Genomic DNA, 18,478 nt, shown 5'->3' with positions numbered 1-18,478 from the left:
TAGGCATTCTATTCTAATTCTCTTTTTCCTCTGTCTCCGGGTCTTCTTTTAAATAGTAGGCCAGGAGTTCCTCCAGGAGCTCATCCCGGTCGATTTGACGGATGAGCTTTCTGGCCCCCTTGTAACTGGTAATGTAGGTGGGATCCCCGGATAAGATATACCCGATCATCTGGTTAAATGGCGAATATTCTTTTTCTTCCAGAGCTTGGTAGACTTCTTTGAGGATTTCCCGGAATTCTCTTTCCCGGTTAATCGGCGTAAACAGCATGGTTTCTGAATAATCTTTGGCCATTTCCATCCTCCTATTTCAATTGTTCCTTCAATCGATCTTCTAGCTTGGCAAGGGCCTCATCAATTGCCCCGGGATCCTTACCGCCGGCTGTGGCAAAGTTTGGACGTCCTCCGCCGTTTCCACCGGTGATCTGGGCCAATTCCTTGACCAGTTTCCCGGCATGGCCTCCCGCTTTTACCGCTGCTTCATCCATGGAGACCACCCAGAAGACTTTCCCGTCCAAGTCGGAGGCAAGGACCAGGATCATCTTCTCCTTCCCTTCTTTCAAGGCATCGGCTGTTCCCTTGAGCTCATCCATGGTCTTCCCGGACAGGTGGTCCTTGACCAGGGTAAAGCCTTCAACTTCCAGGGTACGGCTCTCCAGTTCCTTCGACAGGTCCTGGGCCATCTTGGATTCCATGGAAGCCAGGCTCCGCTTGAGTTTCTTATTCTCATCCAGAAGCTTGAGAATCTTTTCTTCCAGATTGGATCCGCCAACTTTGATCAAGTCCTCCGCATGCCGGATGGTCTCCCGGTCATCCCTGGCCATCTCATAGGCCGCCCGACCGGTAACCGCTTCGATCCGCCGGATACCGGATGAAATCCCCTGTTCAAAGAGGATGCGGAAGGAGCCGATCCGGGCCGTATTCTCCACATGGGTTCCCCCACAGAGTTCCTTGGAAAAGTCCCCCATGGAGACGACGCGGACATGGTCCTTATACTTATCTTCAAAAATTCCGATGGCTCCGGTTTCCATGGCTTCCTTCAGGGGAAGGATGTCCGTGTGAACCGGATAAGCCTCATATATCGCCCGGTTAACGATAGCTTCCACTTCCTCGATCTCCCGGTCGGTCATGGCCTCATAGTGGGAGAAGTCGAAGCGAAGTCTCCGATCATCGACATAAGAGCCCGCCTGGTTGACGTGGCCCCCTAACACCTGGTGGAGGGCCTTGTTCAGGAGATGGGTGGCGGAGTGGTTCTTCATCACATCCCTCCGGAAATCCCGGTCCAAAAGGGCTTCCAAGTCATCTCCGACAGACAGGGTCCCCTCCAAGACCTCCAGGACGTGGATGTAGTGGTCGTCCTTATCCTTTTGGGTATCCAGGACCCGGGCCTTCCAACCTTGGCCTTCCAAATATCCCCGGTCGCCGACCTGTCCCCCGCCTTCCCCGTAGAAAGGCGTTTGGTCCAGGAGGGCCTGACCCTCCTGACCGGCTTCCAGTCTCTCGGTCTCCTTTCCCTCATGGAAGAGGGCCAGGACCTTACCCTGTCCCCGGAAGGACTCATAGCCGGTGAAGTCGGTGGAGGGGTAGGCGGTCAGGTCCAGAACCTTCTTATCCTCCCATCCGTGACCTCCCTTGCGGTTGGTCCGGGACTGGATCCTCTGGTCCTCCATCATTTTGTGGAAGGCCTCCTCATCCACCTCAATCCCCCGCTCCTTGGTAATTTCCCAAGTCAGATCCAGGGGGAATCCATAGGTATCATAGAGTTTAAAAGCATCTTCACCGGAGAGGACCTTTTCCCCGGATTCCTCCACCTGGGCCAGACGGGATTCCAGGAGTTCAAGGCCCTGGTCGATGGTTTTCTGGAAATTCTCTTCTTCCCGGACAGCAATCTTGAAAATCCGGTCCCGGGATTCGGTCAGGCCGGGATATTCTTCTTTATAAACAGGAATGACCTGGCTCATGGTCTTGGTCAAAAACTCCCCTTCAATCCCTAAAAGTTTCCCATGGCGGTAGGCCCGGCGGATGAGCCGGCGAAGGATATAGCCCCTTCCCTCATTGGAAGGAACCACTCCGTCATGGATAAGGAAGGTCATGGCCTTGGAGTGGTCAATGATGATCCGCATGGACTCATCCACCTTTTGGCTTTGGCCATACTTCTTCCCGGAGAGTTCTTCGATCTTCTCCCGGAGGGGCATGAACTCCTCCAGTTCAAAGATGTTGTCCTTATCTTCCGTAATCAAGGCCAGGCGCTCCAGGCCCATTCCGGTATCAATATTGGGGTGGGCTAAAGGAATGTAGGTGGTCCCGTCAGACTGGCGGTCAAACTGGGTGAAAACCAGGTTCCAAATTTCCATAAAGCGGTCGGAGTTTTCGGTGGGGTTGGATCCTTCCCCATAAGCAGGACCACGGTCATAGTGGATTTCCGAGCAGGGGCCGCAAGGTCCCTGGTCCAGCTCCCAGAAATTGTCTTCCTTTCCCAGCTTGAGGATTCGGTCCGTAGGAATCCCGATTTCATCCTTCCAGATTCCGTAAGCTTCGTCGTCTTCAATAAAAACGGACACCCAAAGACGGTCCTTATCCAGGCCGATTTCTTCGGTTAAGAAGGTCCATGCCCAATGGATGGCTTCCCTCTTAAAATAGTCTCCAAAAGAGAAGTTCCCCAGCATCTCAAAGAAGGTCCCGTGACGGGCAGTTTTGCCGACGTTGTCAATATCCGCTGTTCGAACGCAGCACTGGGATGAAGTGGCCCGGTTCTTGGCCATCTTCTTTTCCCCCATAAAATAAAGCTTCAGAGGAGCCATGCCGGCGTTGATGAGCAAGAGGCTGGGGTCATCTTCAGGAACTAAAGAAAAACTCTTTAACCGCACATGGTCCCGGGCCTCAAAAAAGTCCAGGAAAAGCGTGCGACATTCGTTCAAATTGATTTTTTTCATGGTCATCTCCCTTTTTTTACCTGGGTCAATTATATCATAGAGCCCATCTCATCAATGCACCAAAAGGAGGACCAGCTGAAAAAAGAGCTGGTCCTCCCACCACATTCGCTATTATGGATCCGACCCGGATCCTAGACCGCCTTGTAAATCTCGGCCATATCCGCCAGGGTCTCCCCTTCGACCGCCTCTTCGATGGCCCGACTCATCCTCCGGATGATCAGGCGGGTGGGGCAGTTGGTGTTTCCTCCCGGGCATTCCCCACACTGGGTGCAGTCAGAAAGCCAGAGGTCCCCTTCCAAGGTCTTCAAAAGGTCCAAGACCATGATGTCTTGGGGGTCCTGGACCAGTTCATAGCCCCCCTTGACTCCTCGGATGGACCGGAGGAAGCCGTCCTTTTTAAGGGTTCGTAAAAGCTGTTCCAGATAATTGTCGCTGAGATTGAGACTTTCGGCAATTTCCGTCGTAGGTATGGGGCCCTCCCCTGCCTTAGCAGCAATGTAGGTCATAGCCCGGAGGCCATAGCGACTTCTGGTGGTCAGTTTCATGGCAAACCCTCTCTATATCCGCAATACTCATTCTTCCGGTAAGCGGAGAAATCAAGAATGAAAAACTGTAGTAAATTACTAGACTTATTTTACTACAAAATTCAAGATTTTTTTAGGGATATAAATGGTTTTTACCAATTTTTTATCCAATAAGTGACGGGCGACCCCTTCATCCCTTTGAGCCAAGTCGAGAGCCGTGTCCTGGTCAGCATCAATGGGCACCTGGATGTAGCCCCTCAGCTTCCCGTTGACCTGGACCGGCATTTTTATGGTCTCGCCCAAGAGCTTATCCTCATCATACCGGGGCCAAGAACCGTCGGTGGCCAGATGGCCTTCAAATCCTGCTCTCTCCCAGAGTTCCTCGGTAATATGGGGAGCGACCGGGTTGAGGAGGGTCAGGTAAACCTTCCAATCAGCCTTGGTCATGGATCCCAATTTCCGGATCTCATTGGACAGGGTCATGAGCTGGGCAATGGCCGTGTTGAACTTGAGGGATTCGAAGTCTTCCGTTACCTTTTTGATGGTCTGGTGGATGGTTTTCTCCAGGTCGGGAGTGAAGTCCTGGCCATCGGTTAAGAGTTCTTCCATCTTCCAGACCCGGTCCAGAAACTTCCGGCAACCCAGGACCCCCTGGTCGGTCCATGAGGCGGAGTTGGTGAAGTCTCCAATGAACATCTCATAGGTCCGAAGGGTATCCGCTCCGTATTCCCGAACGATCTCATCCGGGTTGACCACATTCCCCCGGGACTTGGACATCTTCTCCCCATTTTCGCCCAGGATCATCCCATGGGAAGTCCTTTTGTGGTAGGGCTCCTTGGTGAAAACCACACCGATATCGTAAAGGAACTTGTGCCAGAATCGAGAGTAGAGAAGGTGGAGGGTGGTGTGCTCCATTCCCCCGTTATACCAGTCCACCGGTCCCCAATACTTTTCCGCCTCCCTTGAGACGGCCTTTTTGTCATTGTGGGGGTCCATATAGCGGAGATAGTACCAGGAGGAACCCGCCCACTGGGGCATGGTGTCCGTCTCCCTCTTGGCCGGCTTGCCGCAGATGGGACAAGTCGTGTTGACAAAATCTGTCATCTCCGATAGAGGGGATTCCCCATCCCCTGTTGGCTCATAGTGGTCCACCTCCGGCAGTAAGAGGGGGAGGTCCTCTTCGGGGACGGGGACCCAGCCATGGTCCGGACAGTGGACCATGGGAATGGGTTCACCCCAGTAACGCTGGCGGGAAAAGACCCAGTCGCGGAGCTTATAATTGGTGGCCCCCTCTCCCAGTCCCTTATCCTCTAACCATTTCGTCATGAAGGAAATGGCCTCTTTCACCGGCTTTCCGTTGAGGAAGTCGGAATTGACCAGGGTCCCCTTTTCCACATCGGTGAAGGGAGCTTCCTCCACAGGGACCTCTGCCCCGGAGACGACTTCAATGATGGGCATGCCAAACTTTTTGGCAAATTCCCAGTCCCGGCTGTCATGAGCCGGAACCGCCATGATGGCTCCGGTTCCATAGGAGGTCAAAACATAATCGGAGATCCAGATGGGGATTTCCTTCTGGTTGGCCGGATTGATGGCTGTCAGACCTTCCACCATAACCCCGGTTTTTTCCTTGGCCAGCTCCCCACGCTCGAAGTCCGATTTCAGGGCTGCCTGGTCCCGGTAGGCCTGGATGGCCTCCCAGTTGGTGATCCTCTCCTTATTTTCATCAAGGATGGTATGTTCAGGCGCCAAGACCATATAGGTGGCTCCGAAAAGGGTGTCGGGCCGGGTGGTATAGACGGTGATCTCCTGGTGACCTTCTTTGATAGCGAACTTGACATTGGCCCCATGGGACCGGCCGATCCAGTTGATCTGTTGTTGTTTGATCTGGGGCATGTAATCCACTTCATCCAGGTCGTCGATGAGGCGGTCGGCATATTCGGTGATCTTGAGCATCCACTGGTTTTTGACCTTATGAACCACGGGTGTTCCGCAGCGCTCGCAGGCCCCGCCTACCACCTCTTCATTGGACAGACCCACCTTGCAGGAAGGACACCAATTGATGGGGACCTCTTTTTTATAGGCCAGGCCGTGCTTATAAAGCTGGATAAAGATCCACTGGGTCCACTGATAATAGTCGGGATCCGTGGTGGAAAATTCACGGTCCCAGTCAAAGGAGAAGCCGATAGCCTTAAGCTGGTCCTTAAAATGGGCCACATTCCGCTCAGTAACCAAGGCGGGATGGATGTGGTTTTTTATGGCATAGTTTTCCGTGGGAAGGCCGAAAGCATCAAAACCCATGGGAAAGAGGACATTATATCCTTCCATCCGGCGCTTCCGGGAAACAATATCCAGGGCCGTATAGGGCCTGGGATGGCCGACATGAAGCCCCTGTCCCGAAGGGTAGGGGAATTCCACCAGGGCATAGAACTTCTTCTTGTCGGAATCATTGTCCGCATGAAAGACGTCCTTTTCCACCCAAAAGGCCTGCCACTTTTTTTCAATTGCATTGGGATTGTATTCCATAAATTGACTCTCTTTCCTTGACCAATTTAAAGGCTGCCGACCGTCCGAGGGTATGGGAGGACATCGCGGATATTCCCCATGCCCGAAAGGTACATGACCAGACGCTCGAATCCCAGGCCATAGCCACCGTGGACACATCCGCCGAAGCGTCGGAGGTTGATGTACCACTCATAGCCTTCCGTCCCCATTCCCTTCTCATTCATGAGGGCGGTAAGCTTGTCCGGATCCGTTTCTCTCTCCGACCCGCCGATCAGTTCGCCGATGCCGGGCACAAGCATATCAAAGCAGGCCACCGTCTTTCCATCATCATTCTGCTTCATATAGAAAGACTTGATCTCTTTCGGGTAATCAGTGACAAAAAGAGGACCATGGACCACTTCTTCCGTCAAATAGCGCTCATGCTCGGTCTGGATGTCGGACCCCCACTTGACCTTGTAGTCAAAACGGTCATTGGCTTTCTCCAGGATTTCAATGGCCTCGGTATAGGTCATCCGGGCAAAGCTGGAGTGGCGGACCTGGTTGAGCCGGTCAATTAGGCCCTTGTCAATCCATTGGTTGAAGAAGTCCATCTCCTCGGGAAGAGCTTCCATGACGTGGTTGATGACGGATTTGACCATGGCTTCCGCATTATCCATGGTCATGGCATTGTCGGCAAAAGCCAACTCGGGCTCAATCATCCAAAACTCAGCCGCATGCCGGGTAGTATTGGATTTTTCCGCCCGAAAGGTGGGACCAAAGGTGTAAACATTGCGGTGGGACATGATGAAGGGCTCGACTTCGAGCTGGCCGGAAACGGTGAGGTTGACCTCTTGGCCGAAGAAGTCCTCCCCATAGTCCACTTCCCCCTCTTCCGTCTTGGGGACTTGCCCAAGGTCCAGGGTGGTTGCCTGGAACATCTCCCCTGCCCCCTCGGCATCCGATGCCGTGATGATGGGGGTATGGACGTAGGTGAAGCCTTCTTTGTGGAAGAAGTCATGGATGGCATAGGCAAGCTCCGACCGGAGGCGGAAGACGGCCATAAAGGTGTTCGTCCGAGACCGGAGGGAGGGGTGGTCCCTCAAGAATTCAAAGCTCTGCCGCTTGTTCTGGAGGGGGTAGTCCAGGCTGCAGGCATCCAGGAGCCGGATGGATGAGGCTTGGATCTCAAAGGCCTGCTTGGCCTGGGGAGTGGCGACCAGCTTCCCTTGAACTTCAATGGAAGATCCATTGGGAATGTGGGCAACCTCCCGGTAGTTGTCCATGTCGGATGATGCCACCACCTGGACAGGCTTGAAAAAGGATCCGTCGTTGACGATAAGGAATCCCACATTCTTTGAAATCCGGGACTGCTTGATCCAGCCTTGGATGGTTACTTCTTTTCCGACATAATCATCCATATGCCGGTAGAATTCTTTAATTTGCATTCAGGCCTCCTTATTATTGAAGACCATCGGAAGGATCCCCATCGGAATCCGACTTCCGGCCTAAAATTTCTATTTTTTCTTCGAGGAATTCCTTCATTTTCCCCTCAAATCCATGCGTTGTCGGCTGATAAAATTCGCCTTCCATTATCTCATCCGGGAGGTAGTTTTGCAAGACAAGGGCCCCGGGGTAGTCATGGGGATAGAGGTAGCCCAGGCCTCGGTTAAGGTCCCCTGCCCCGGAATAGTGGGCATCCTGGATGTGGAGGGGGATAGCCTGGTCAGCGTGTTTGCGGTAGTAGTCCAGGGCCCTGTCTATCGCCAGGTAGGCCGCATTGGACTTGGGGGCGCAGGCCAGATAGATGGTCGTCTGGGCCAGGATGATCCGGGCCTCCGGCATCCCGATCTTGTAGACCGCCTCCATGCAGGACTGGGCCAGGACCAGGCCCATGGGCTGGGCATTGCCGATATCTTCCGAAGCCAGGATGACCAGGCGGCGGGCGATGAACATGGGGTCTTCCCCACCGGCCAACATCCGGGCCAAGTAATAGATGGCGGCATCAGGATCGGACCCCCGGACGGACTTGATGAAGGCGGAGATGGTATTATAGTGCTCCTCCTCCCCCTTATCGTAGCTGAGGACCTTGCGCTGGATGGAATTTTGGATGTCCTCGACATCCAAAACCAACTTGCCTTCTTTGCCGGGGCTGGAAAGAAAGGCGATTTCCAGGGAATTCAGGAGGATCCGGCTATCCCCGGAGGAGGCAGAAATCAGGGTCTCCCTCGCCCCATCCGTCAGGCTGATGTCTTCCTTCCCCAAGCCCTTTTCCGGATCGGTCAGAGCCCGGTCAAGGATCTTGCCCAGGTCCTCCCGGTCCAGTCGGTGGAGCTCTACCAGCTGGCAGCGGGAAAGGAGGGCCTTATTGACTTCGAAAAAGGGGTTCTCTGTCGTGGCCCCGATCAGGGTGATGGTCCCGTCTTCCACATGGGGAAGAAGGGCATCCTGCTGGGCCTTGTTAAAGCGGTGGATCTCATCAATAAAAAGGATGGTCCGAATATTGTCGAAGCTGATGGCATCCTGGGCTTCCCGGATGACTTGTCGAACTTCCTTTACCCCCGCCGTGACAGCCGAGATTTTTTTGAAGGACCTCCGGGTGGTTTGGGCGATAACATAGGCTAAGGTGGTTTTTCCGGTCCCCGGGGGGCCAAAGAGGATGAGGGAGGGCACTCGGTCCGCCTCAATCAGCCGGCGAAGGGCCTTTCCTTCCCCCAGGATCTCCTCATGGCCCATAAATTCATCCAGAGACCTGGGCCGTAGGCGGTCGGCCAGAGGGGCCGTCCGGCGAATTTCTTTTTCTCTTTGAAGGTCAAATAGGTCCATGACGTCCTCCTTTCCATGAAAAAAAGAGAGCGCAAGGCTCTCTTTATCCGTCTACATTCTGACGGGTTAATCTTCCTTATCCTCATCCTTCAGAAGCTCCAACTCGTCATAGAACTTCTCCACATCTTCAAACTCCCGGTAGACCGAGGCAAAGCGGACATAGGCCACCTTATCGATCTTCTTGAGCTGGCTCATGACCAGGTCACCGATATAGGTCGAGGAGACTTCCTTTTGGTTGAGGTGGTTGAGGGCCGTTTCGATCTCATCCGCCGCTTTTTCCAGGCGGTCAACGGCGATGGGTCTTTTTTCACAGGACTTGATCATCCCCCGGAGAACCTTAGCCCTGGAGAAGGATTCCCGCGTCTTATCCTTTTTGACGACCACAATGGCCTGGTCTTCAAAGCGTTCATAGGTGGTAAAGCGCTTGTGACACTTAAGGCAGACCCTCCGACGACGGATGGCCATGTTATCTTCAGTCGGACGTGAATCAATCACCTTCGTGTCCAAAAATGAACAGAAAGGGCATTTCATATTAGCGGTACTTTCTCAGGAAATCAGGGATATCCAAGCCGTCATCCTGGCGGTCCTTGGACGGGGAGACGGTCTCATCCTGCAAGTCCTTGGACGACTTAGAAGATTCACTCTTGTTGGCATTGAGCTGCTTGGAGTCGAAACCGGTAGCAATGACGGTGATCTTGAGGTCATCGCCCAGGGATTCGTCGGTCCCGGCACCGAAGATGATGTTGGCGTCGGAGTCAACCGCTTCGCGGATGAGCTCAGCCGCTTCATTAACCTCGAAGAGGCCGATATCGGCAGCTGTGACGTTGACGAGAACAGCCTTGGCTCCATCAATGGAGGTCTCCAGCAAGGGGGACTTGACAGCGGCCTTGGCGGCATTGACAGCCCGGTTTTCACCGGATGCCAGGCCGATACCCATGTGGGCAATCCCCTGGTCTTTCATGATGGACTCCACGTCGGCGAAATCCAGGTTGATCATATTCGGAACGGCAATAAGGTCGGAAATGCCTTTGATACCGTTCATGAGGACCTGGTCAGCCATAGCGAAGGCTTCCCGCATGGTTGTCCGACGCTCGGCAATCTGAAGGAGGCGGTCATTGGGGACAACGATCAGGGTATCTACCTTGTCCTTAAGGGCCTGGATGCCTGCTTCAGCCTGGCTGGCCCGCTTCCGTCCTTCAAAACCGAAAGGCTTGGTCACCACGCCTACGGTCAGGATGTCCATCTGCTTGGAGACTTCGGCAATGATGGGGGCTGCACCGGTCCCGGTACCCCCACCCATTCCGGCAGTAATAAAGACCATGTCGGTGTTCTGGAGGAGGTCCTGGACGTCGGACTTGGATTCTTCCGCCGCCTTGGAGCCGACTTCCGGATTTCCGCCGGAGCCCAAGCCACGGGTGAGTTTGGTCCCGATCTGGAGTTTTCGGTCCGCTTCCACCACATCCAAAATCTGCTTGTCCGTATTGATGGCAATGAACTCAACGCCGTCCAGACCTTCCGTCTGCATCCGGTTCAGGGCGTTGTTTCCGCCACCGCCGACACCCAACACTTTGATTTTTGCTAAACCGTCGTTGTTCAATTCCATGTCAAAATTACTGGTCATTGGTCCCCCCATACTTCTTCTACGCTCGGAGTCTCAGGCAGGAACCGCCTCAGCTCCGACTCTTACGCCCGTCTTTCTGTTTTACTTTTCTGTACCGGCTTCCTCTGCTTCAGTGACGACAATCATTTCCCGACCATCTTTGATGATGATTTCCTTGGCAGGAATGGACTTGGTCTGAATTTCCTTTAAAGCGGCCGTTACGTTGTTGAGTTTTTTGAAAATGTCATCCGGTTCCCCAAAATGAACGAGAATATCTTTAACCATTATATCAATGTTGCCCGTTTTATCAAAGCTTACAAGCTTGATATTGTCCGATAATTTCGTTTTTAGGAGGGCAATCATGAAGTCGATATCCCGGGGATCATCGGAGAGGGTTTTTCCCTTTTCAATGCCCCCCTTATTCCACACGACTTCCAGGGGAACCACCCGGTCTTTGATCACATTGCCTTTTCCCTGGTCCAGGACCATCCCCAGGTTGTCCACCTGGTAGGGCGGATCTCCCTTGAGATTAGCCAAAATATAGGATTCCTTGACCAGAACATTGATCCGATCAGGCAGTTCTTTGTCGATGGTTACCTCCCGGATCCCCTCCACCTTCTGCAGGTTCAGGATGGCTTCCTTGGGTGAATAGAGAAAAATATTTCCCCTGACCTTCCCCATCTGGTCCACCACTTCCCGGTCCGTTAAAAGGGTGTTCCCCTCAACGTTGACATATTTAATGGTGAATGTTGAAGATTTAAGAGCAAAACCGACAATTCCTAGCGCCAAAAGGAGGAAGACCAGGACAAAGAGACGGATTCGCCTTCTTTTCTTCATTGGCTTTTTCTTAGTTCCCATGGGTCTGCCCTCCTTCCTTGGATGGAGGCCTTGTCCTCCCGGTCCGGGATAAGGACTCCGCTTCTCTGGAGATGTTCAGGACAATCCCCATCATCATGGAAACAGCCAAGAGGGAGGATCCTCCGTAGGAGATAAAGGGCAGGGTGATTCCGGTTGGCGGAACCCGGCCGATGGTCACCCCGATATTGACCATAGCTTGAAAGGCAATGATAAAAGTGAGACCGAAGCCCATGAGCTGGCCAAAGCGGTTGGGACAGGCCCGGACAACCTTGACCATCCGGTAGATCATATAGGCATAAAGGATAATGAAGAGGGCGGCCCCCACAAAGCCCAATTCCTCGGAAAGGACGGCAAAAATAAAGTCATTGTGGGGCTCATCGGCCAGGTAATCGAACTTCTGCCGACTCTGTCCAAATCCCACCCCGAACAGGCCCCCTGTCGTTACAGCAAAGAGAGACTGCATGAGCTGCCAACCTTCATTCAGCGGATCCTTCATGGGATCCAGCATAACGAGTAGTCGGTCCAACCGGTAGTTTCCTTCTCTGGGCCAAAAAGCATAGAGGAGGCCGGCTATGGCAAGCAAAACCACCGGAAGAATTTCCCGACTTTTCATCCCCCCAACGAAAAAGAGGACTAGGAGGCTGACAGAGATGACGATGACTGCGGAGAAGTTGGGTTGGAGGCTGACGGGGAGGACGGTGATCCCAATAAAAACCATGATCAGAAAAAAGGACCTCCAGGCTTCCTTCCCCTTCTCCAGGGCCCGGTTCCGCTTGGCAAGGTAGCGGGCCAGGAACATGACCGATCCGATCTTGAGATAGTCGGACGGCATGATGGTAAAGGATTCATGGCCGATCCAGCGGTGAGCACCGTTACGAACAACCCTGATCCCGGGGACAAAACAAAGAACGCAAAGGATAAAGGCCAAAAGATAGAGGAAATAAGCATAACGCCTATAGGTCCGGTAGGGAATCCGGGAGACCAGGACCATGGCAAAGATGGATATTGCCGCCCAAACCAGGTCGCGTTTTAAGACATAGTTGGGGTCCCCAAATTCCCGGAGGGCCCAGGGAGCCGAAGCGGAAAAGACCATGATGACGCCGAAAATGATGAAGCCCAAGGCCAGGGCAAAAAGAAGGCTGTCGACCTTCCCCTCCGGCCTGGCCAGGAGGTGGAAGAATCCGGCTTTCTTTTTTTTATTCACTTTTTCTTTGGCTTTTCCGGCTCTCATGGAAACTCCTTTTTAATCCCTATTTTTTCAAGTTCTTAACCAAGTCCTTAAACTCCCGGCCTCTTTCTTCAAAGTTATTATACATGCCCCAGGATGCTGATGCCGGAGAAAGAAGGACCACGTCCCCTGCCTGGGCCAGGTCGTGGGCCCGGTTGATGGCCTCCTTGAGGCTATCCACCATGACCACCCGGTCCCCCATTCCCCGCTCTTCCATTCCCTGCTTCAGACTGTCCCTGGTCTGGCCCATGAGGATCATGGCCTTTCCCTGGGGACGAAAGGCCTCATAAAATTCATCAAAGGGGACGTGCTTATCGTAGCCGCCTGCGATGACGATGAGGGGGGCCTGGAGGGAGTGGATGGCCTGGACGGCGGAATCCACATTGGTGGCCTTGGAATCATTGATATAGGTGACCCCATCGATCGTGTCAACCACCTCCATCCGGTGTTCGATCGCCCGGAAGCTTTGGAGGGCTTTTTTGATAATGGGCCAGTCCAAGCCGATATCATGGCAGAGGCCGGCTGCAAATAGGGCATTATCGACATTGTGGCTTCCTACCAGGGTCCAGAATCCGGGTTCCCGGATTTCCCGGGCCCATTCCCCTTCCGGGTCGATCCACTTGACCTGGGCCTTGAAGCGGCCGGATTCAAAGGCCTCCTTGGAGGGCCGGTCATGGGGGTTGAGGTAGAGGATGTCCTCCGGCCCCTGACCCTTGGAGATGTTGAACTTACAGGCGGCATAGTGGGCAAAATCCCTATGCCAGTCAATGTGGTCAGGGGTGACATTGAGGATGGCCGCAAAGCGGGGCTTGAACCGGTCCACCGAGGCCAACTGGAAGGAGGAGGATTCGATGACCAGCCAGGTGTCGGGGTCCGCCCTGTCCAAGGCTTCAAAGACCGCCAGGCCGATATTCCCACAAGCAATGGCGGGATGGCCGGATTTATTGAGGATATGGGCCACCATGGAGGTGGTGGTTGTCTTTCCATTGGACCCGGTAATGGCCACCATGGGCTGGTCGGGAAAGAGCCGGTAGGCCAGCTCAATGTCGGAACAGACCGGCAGGCCCTCTTCCCTGGCCCTTTCCAGGAGGGGCTTGTCCAGGGGGATGACCGGAGCCTTGACCACATAGGCCAGGTCGGACCAAGGGATCGAATCCAGGTCCTTAGCCAAGTCCACCTTGGAGGGGTCAAGACCCTCCTTGACCAGGTCATCAAGCTTAACCTCCTGGTCATTATAAAGAGTCACCTGCCATCCTGCTTTGGGGAAGGTGGAGAGAATGGCCTTTCCGGTGACGCCCAGGCCATATAAAAGAATCCGATTTTTACCTTCAGGGCTTTTGATCTTCATGGAAACCTCCTAAAAAATAGACAGGGTAAGCAAGGAGAGAAGGAGGGAAACCAGGCTGAAGGCGATGGTGATCTTCTCTTCGGGATATCCGGACAGTTCAAAGTGGTGGTGGATAGGGGACATTTTGAAGATCCGCTTCCCCCCCGTCCGTTTAAAATAAGTGACTTGGATGATGACGGATAGGGCTTCCATCAGATAAACTCCGCCCAATACCACCATGAAAAGGAGGCGGTTATAGAGAAGGAGGAGGGAGACAATGGCGCCTCCAATGGCCATGGACCCCGTATCCCCCATCATGACGGAAGCGGGATGGGCATTAAAGAAAAGATAGCCCACCAGGGCTCCGGCAAAAATCAAGGCATAGTAGTAGATGACATTGCTAACCGCATAGGGATAGATGAGGGCGGCCAAGGCGAGGGCAAGGAAGATAGGGATGGAAACCCCGGTGCATAGGCCATCCAGGCCGTCCGTTAAATTGACCGCATTCACTGACCCCACCACCACAAACATGAGGATGGGAACCCAGAAAAGGCCCAAGTCCAGGGTGACATTGAAGAAGGGAATCTTCTGCCGGGCCAGGTCTCCATTGACCAGGAAGGCCAGGCTGACCAGGATAAAGGAAAGGCCGAATTGGAGGTAGAGCTTTTGACGGGGGGTCAAGCCCTCATTCTGCTTTTGTTTGACCTTCTCATAATCATCCAAAAAGCCGATCAGGGCAAAGCCCAGGGTGCCCAGGAGGAGAAAGAGGCTTTCCGGGCGAAAGCCGGTGAAAACGAAAAGAAGGACCAGGCTGACCAGGGTAAAGACGATCCCCCCCATGGTGGGTGTTCCTGCCTTTTTATAGTGGGCTTTATTGCCTTCTTCCCGGATGGGTTGGCCGATCGCCTTCTTTCGGGAAAAGCGTATCCAAAAGTAAGTTCCCAAGCCGCTGAAGAGGGTCGCTAAAAAGAACGTCAGTAAGCCCGGGTATTGTAATTCCATCATCATTTTCCTTTCCGTATGATCAGAAACAGGGAGCAAAAGCCTTGTTTTAATTTCCTTCTTTTTCCTTGTCTAAAATGAAGCGGATCCGGGTGGTTCCCGGGACCTTTGTTCCCGGCTTGGGATCCTGGTCAACGACCTTCCCCTCCCCCCTGGTATCAAAGGGGATAGAGGTCGCCTGGAAGGTGTCCTCCACTTCCTTCTTGCTGGCTCCCGTCATATCAGGAACCAGATAGGAGGCCCGGTCATCGGGATAGAGGGTGATGGTTTGGCCTTCCCGGTAGAGCCCTCCCGCCTTGGGCATCTGACTCCCAATGACAGAAAAGTCCGACATGGACCCATAGCGGGTGAAGGGATAGCCGGTCTTTTCGGCTTCTTCCACCGTTTTTCCAACGAAGTCCGGCAGGGCTTTGCCGTCTGACGGACCCTTTTCCCCTTCCTTCTCTCCCCTCTCCACATACCGAGTCAGGGTCTGGCTGGCCACAGGAACGGCAATCAGGGATCCGTAGCCCTGATTGTTGGGAGTGTTGACCACAATTAAAATCGACAGCTTGGGGTCATCCGCCGGATAAAAGGCAAAATAGGAAGCGATGGTATCCCGGGTATAAACTCCATCCTTAGCGATCACGGTGGTTCCGGACTTTCCGCCAACCGGCTTGCCCTGGAGTTCTTTAAAGGGCTTGGAGGCTGAGGCCTGGAGGTAATCCCGCATGGTTTTGACCGTGTCCTGAGAGAAGATGGGGTCCCCTTTTTCCACCTGGTAGGAGGAAAGCAGGGTCTTATCGGAATTCATGGATTGATAAAAAATATGGGGCTGGATATAGTAGCCACCGTTGATGGTGGTGTTGGCCATGGTAAGGATCTGCAGGGGAGTAACGGAGAGGCCGTGGCCATAGGACATGGTGGCAAAGCGGGCCTGATCCATGGCGGACAGGGTCTTGGGGATGACTGATGAAGCTTCGGCCGGCAGGTCGATCCCACTCTTCCCACCCATATGAAGGGCCCGGAGGTAGGAGGTGAAGCGCTGGGGGCCAATCTTCCAGACAATCTGGACGAAACCGCTGTTGCAGGAATTGACCAGGGCATCCTTCAGGAGCTCTTCGCCGTGGGCCCGGCCCCTATCACAGGAGATCCGGGTTTGGGGGGCAATTTGAATAGAACCCTGACAGAGAACATGGTCTGTATCCTTGGAAAGGGCCTGGCTGTCCAGGGCCAGGGCAGTGGTGATAGATTTGAAAACGGAACCCGGCTCATAGAGTCCGGAAACCGCCGGATTCTTCCAACGCTCATAAAGAAGGTTAAGCTTGTCTTCCTCCGTCATGGAGTCCCAACGGACACGGTCTTCCGTCTCCTCGGGCTGGCGGGGTTGGTTGGGGTTGAAATTGGGCAGGCTCTCCATGGCCAGAATCTCCCCGGTATTGGGGTTGGAAATAATCCCGGTGATGGATTTAGGATCATATTTTTGGACACACTTGGCCATCTCCTCCCGGAGGATTTTCTGGGCCTCCAAGTCGATGGTCAGACAGATGGATTGGCCGTTAGAAGGATCAAAGGACTTCCCTTCTTCAGTGGGAACTACCCGTCCCCGGAGGTCCTTGGTAAAGACATCTTGGCCGGCCGAACCTCTCAGGACCTGGTCGAATTCCTTCTCCGCCCCGTAAATCCCCAGACCCTCATCATTGGTATAGCCCAGGGTTTGGGAAAGGAGGCTGTCATTGGGATAAAAGCGCTGGCTTTCATGCTCCAGGGACACCGCCCGGATGCCCGAGGCAGTTAAAGCCTGGATCTCCCCATCGGACACCTTGTCTTTGATCCGAATATAGTCCTTTTTGGAATGGAGGCTGTCCATAACCTTGGCCGGCTCCAAGCCCAATATGTAGGAAAGGGTATCCGACACCTCCTGGTAGTCGGCAGGGTCCACCTGCTTGGGCGAAAGATAGGCAGAGGTGATGTTGACAGAGATGGCCAAGGGCTCCTGGTTCCGGTCATAGATGGCCCCCCGCTCCGCCTGGGCGATTTTCTTGGTCCGCCTCTGGGCATAGGCCTGGGCTCGGTAGTCGTCGCCTCCAATGACTTGCAAAGAAAAAAGCCGGAGGAGAAATATGACCGTCACGACCAGGAGGCTGAGAAAAATAAATTTCGTCCTGGCATGAAGGTTAATTTCATTCGGCTTTTTTGTTCGTTTAAATTTTCTGAAAAGCATGCCTCACCACCTGGTTTCTGAGCGGCAGCGATTATCTTCCTTGATCAGCCAGTTGATTTTGACTGCCGGGATCCTTGTAGACATCCTTGGGATTGGCATGAATGGAGATGATATCCTTGTCTTGGGGCTTGACCATATGAAGGCGTTCTTTTGCCAGCTTTTCAATCCGGTCCGGATCGGTATAGGGAGCCATTTTCATGGTCAGGAGATCGGTCTCTGATTGGAGAGCTTGGACTTTTTGCCGCGTTTCATTGATTTGATTTTGAACCATTGATACTTCATTATAACTGATTAAGTTAGCGATAAGCAAACCAACAAAAGCGGTCAACATGACCAAAAGAGATAGCCCCTGGGCAGGAGTGAAAATTGCCCTCTGCCCGGTCCGGGCAGTCTTCGATTTTGCTCCGAATCTTTTCTTTCCTTTGGCTCCAACTTTTTTGGGAGATTGCCTCCTCCCCTTCTTCTGAGCCGGCTCCGGCAGGTCCTGAATGATTTCAATCCGGCGTCTCTGGGCCGGTCTCTCCATGATGTACTGTCTTGCTGGCTCACCCATTGTTATCCCCTAACTTTTCTACAATCCGGAGTTTGGCTGATCGGGCCCTCGGATTGGACGCGGCTTCCTCCGGGGAAGCCTCAATCGGTTTACGGTTTATCCATTGAATTTCAGGCCGGTGTCCGCAAACGCAAACCGGAAAATCCGGTGGGCAGATGCATCCGGCCGCCATTTTTTTAAAGGCTTTTTTTACAATTCGGTCTTCCAAAGAGTGAAAGTCGATGACACAGAGCCGGCCACCTACTTCCAGACGATCCACTGCCTTTTGCAAGGTCTCTTCCAGAACATCCAACTCATGGTTGACTTCGATTCGGAGGGCTTGAAAGACCTGCCGGGCAGGGTGCTTGTCCATCCTGGCCCCCTTGGGTACCGCCCACTTGATGATGTCCACCAAATCACCGGTAGATTCAATGGGCTTGGTCTTCCGGGCTTGGACAATAAATTCCGCAATCCGGTCGGCCCACCGGTCTTCTCCATAGTCATAAATGATCCGGGAAAGGTCCTCTTTGGAATAGCTTCGGAGAATATCCTTTGCCGTCGGGATCTCTGCAGACCGGTCCATCCGCATATCGAGCTCAGCCTCCTGGTGGTAGGAGAAGCCCCGATCCCCCTGGTCCAATTGGTAGGAGGATACGCCGATGTCCATGAGGATCCCGTCCACCCGGTCAATGGCCAGGTGATCGAGAATATGGTCGAGGTCTTTGAAATTGGCGTGGACAAAACGAACATGCTCGGCCCAGGGGGCCAGATTCACCTTAGCGGCGTCTAATGCCTCGACATCCTGGTCGATGGCGATGAGTCTTCCGTTTGTCAACGCTTTTACAATCTCTTTCGAATGGCCTCCTCCGCCAACCGTACAGTCGACGTAGGTGCCATCCTCTCGAATGCGCAGACCTTTCAAGGTCTCTTGAAGGAGGACAGGCGTGTGCTGGAATTCCATAAGCCCTCC

The 18,478-nt window shown here is 53.6% G+C and carries 15 protein-coding genes; all 15 read right to left on the bottom strand.

The features are described 5' to 3' along the window. Nucleotides 1–13: 13 nt before the first annotated feature. The 15 genes from HGKM_RS05175 to rsmH all read right to left on the bottom strand — a co-directional run bounded on the left by HGKM_RS05175 (nt 14) and on the right by rsmH (nt 18,469). Nucleotides 14–292, bottom strand: coding sequence for an IreB family regulatory phosphoprotein (locus HGKM_RS05175; RefSeq protein ID WP_019134284.1), 279 nt, complete (start codon nt 290–292; stop codon nt 14–16). Nucleotides 293–302: 10 nt separating this feature from the next. Next, nucleotides 303–2,930: an alanine--tRNA ligase gene (gene alaS / locus HGKM_RS05170; protein ID WP_019134283.1), complete on the bottom strand. Its 2,628-nt coding sequence runs from the start codon at nt 2,928–2,930 to the stop codon at nt 303–305. Between the two features lie 131 nt (nt 2,931–3,061). Further along, the gene (locus HGKM_RS05165) at nt 3,062–3,475 is read right to left on the bottom strand and encodes an Rrf2 family transcriptional regulator (protein ID WP_019134282.1); all 414 of its coding nucleotides are present in this window, start codon (nt 3,473–3,475) and stop codon (nt 3,062–3,064) included. Nucleotides 3,476–3,559: 84 nt separating this feature from the next. Beyond that, nucleotides 3,560–5,977, bottom strand: a complete 2,418-nt coding sequence (leuS, locus tag HGKM_RS05160) for a leucine--tRNA ligase (protein WP_019134281.1) — start codon at nt 5,975–5,977, stop codon at nt 3,560–3,562. Between the two features lie 26 nt (nt 5,978–6,003). Then, entirely contained in the window at nt 6,004–7,380 is a 1,377-nt protein-coding gene (gene asnS / locus HGKM_RS05155; protein WP_019134280.1) for an asparagine--tRNA ligase, read from the bottom strand. A gap of 13 nt (nt 7,381–7,393) precedes the next feature. Beyond that, the gene (locus HGKM_RS05150; RefSeq protein ID WP_019134279.1) at nt 7,394–8,758 is read right to left on the bottom strand and encodes a replication-associated recombination protein A; all 1,365 of its coding nucleotides are present in this window, start codon (nt 8,756–8,758) and stop codon (nt 7,394–7,396) included. Between the two features lie 66 nt (nt 8,759–8,824). Beyond that, nucleotides 8,825–9,289, bottom strand: a complete 465-nt coding sequence (gene nrdR, locus HGKM_RS05145) for a transcriptional regulator NrdR (protein ID WP_034579009.1) — start codon at nt 9,287–9,289, stop codon at nt 8,825–8,827. 1 nt (nt 9,290) lies between these two features. Then, entirely contained in the window at nt 9,291–10,379 is a 1,089-nt protein-coding gene (gene ftsZ, locus HGKM_RS05140; protein ID WP_019134277.1) for a cell division protein FtsZ, read from the bottom strand. 81 nt (nt 10,380–10,460) lie between these two features. Beyond that, nucleotides 10,461–11,216, bottom strand: a complete 756-nt coding sequence (locus HGKM_RS05135; RefSeq protein ID WP_019134276.1) for a cell division protein FtsQ/DivIB — start codon at nt 11,214–11,216, stop codon at nt 10,461–10,463. After that, nucleotides 11,206–12,447: a putative lipid II flippase FtsW gene (gene ftsW, locus HGKM_RS05130; protein ID WP_019134275.1), complete on the bottom strand. Its 1,242-nt coding sequence runs from the start codon at nt 12,445–12,447 to the stop codon at nt 11,206–11,208. The genes HGKM_RS05135 and ftsW overlap by 11 nt, the downstream gene beginning before the upstream one ends. Before the next feature lie 19 nt (nt 12,448–12,466). Continuing rightward, nucleotides 12,467–13,792, bottom strand: a complete 1,326-nt coding sequence (gene murD / locus HGKM_RS05125) for a UDP-N-acetylmuramoyl-L-alanine--D-glutamate ligase (protein ID WP_019134274.1) — start codon at nt 13,790–13,792, stop codon at nt 12,467–12,469. 9 nt (nt 13,793–13,801) lie between these two features. Then, on the bottom strand, nt 13,802–14,773 hold the full coding sequence (gene mraY / locus HGKM_RS05120; protein ID WP_034579677.1) for a phospho-N-acetylmuramoyl-pentapeptide-transferase: 972 nt from the start codon (nt 14,771–14,773) through the stop codon (nt 13,802–13,804). Between the two features lie 49 nt (nt 14,774–14,822). Continuing rightward, the gene (locus HGKM_RS05115) at nt 14,823–16,976 is read right to left on the bottom strand and encodes a penicillin-binding protein (RefSeq protein ID WP_019134272.1); all 2,154 of its coding nucleotides are present in this window, start codon (nt 16,974–16,976) and stop codon (nt 14,823–14,825) included. 31 nt (nt 16,977–17,007) lie between these two features. After that, complete coding sequence (locus tag HGKM_RS05110; RefSeq protein ID WP_019134271.1) at nt 17,008–17,529, bottom strand: septum formation initiator family protein; 522 nt, start codon at nt 17,527–17,529, stop codon at nt 17,008–17,010. Further along, nucleotides 17,522–18,469: a 16S rRNA (cytosine(1402)-N(4))-methyltransferase RsmH gene (gene rsmH, locus HGKM_RS05105; protein WP_019134270.1), complete on the bottom strand. Its 948-nt coding sequence runs from the start codon at nt 18,467–18,469 to the stop codon at nt 17,522–17,524. The genes HGKM_RS05110 and rsmH overlap by 8 nt, the downstream gene beginning before the upstream one ends. Nucleotides 18,470–18,478 lie beyond the last annotated feature (9 nt).

Source organism: Kallipyga massiliensis ph2, assembly GCF_000311985.1.
Classification (GTDB): domain Bacteria; phylum Bacillota; class Clostridia; order Tissierellales; family Peptoniphilaceae; genus Kallipyga; species Kallipyga massiliensis.
This window is presented reverse-complemented; position numbering and strand designations above follow the sequence as displayed.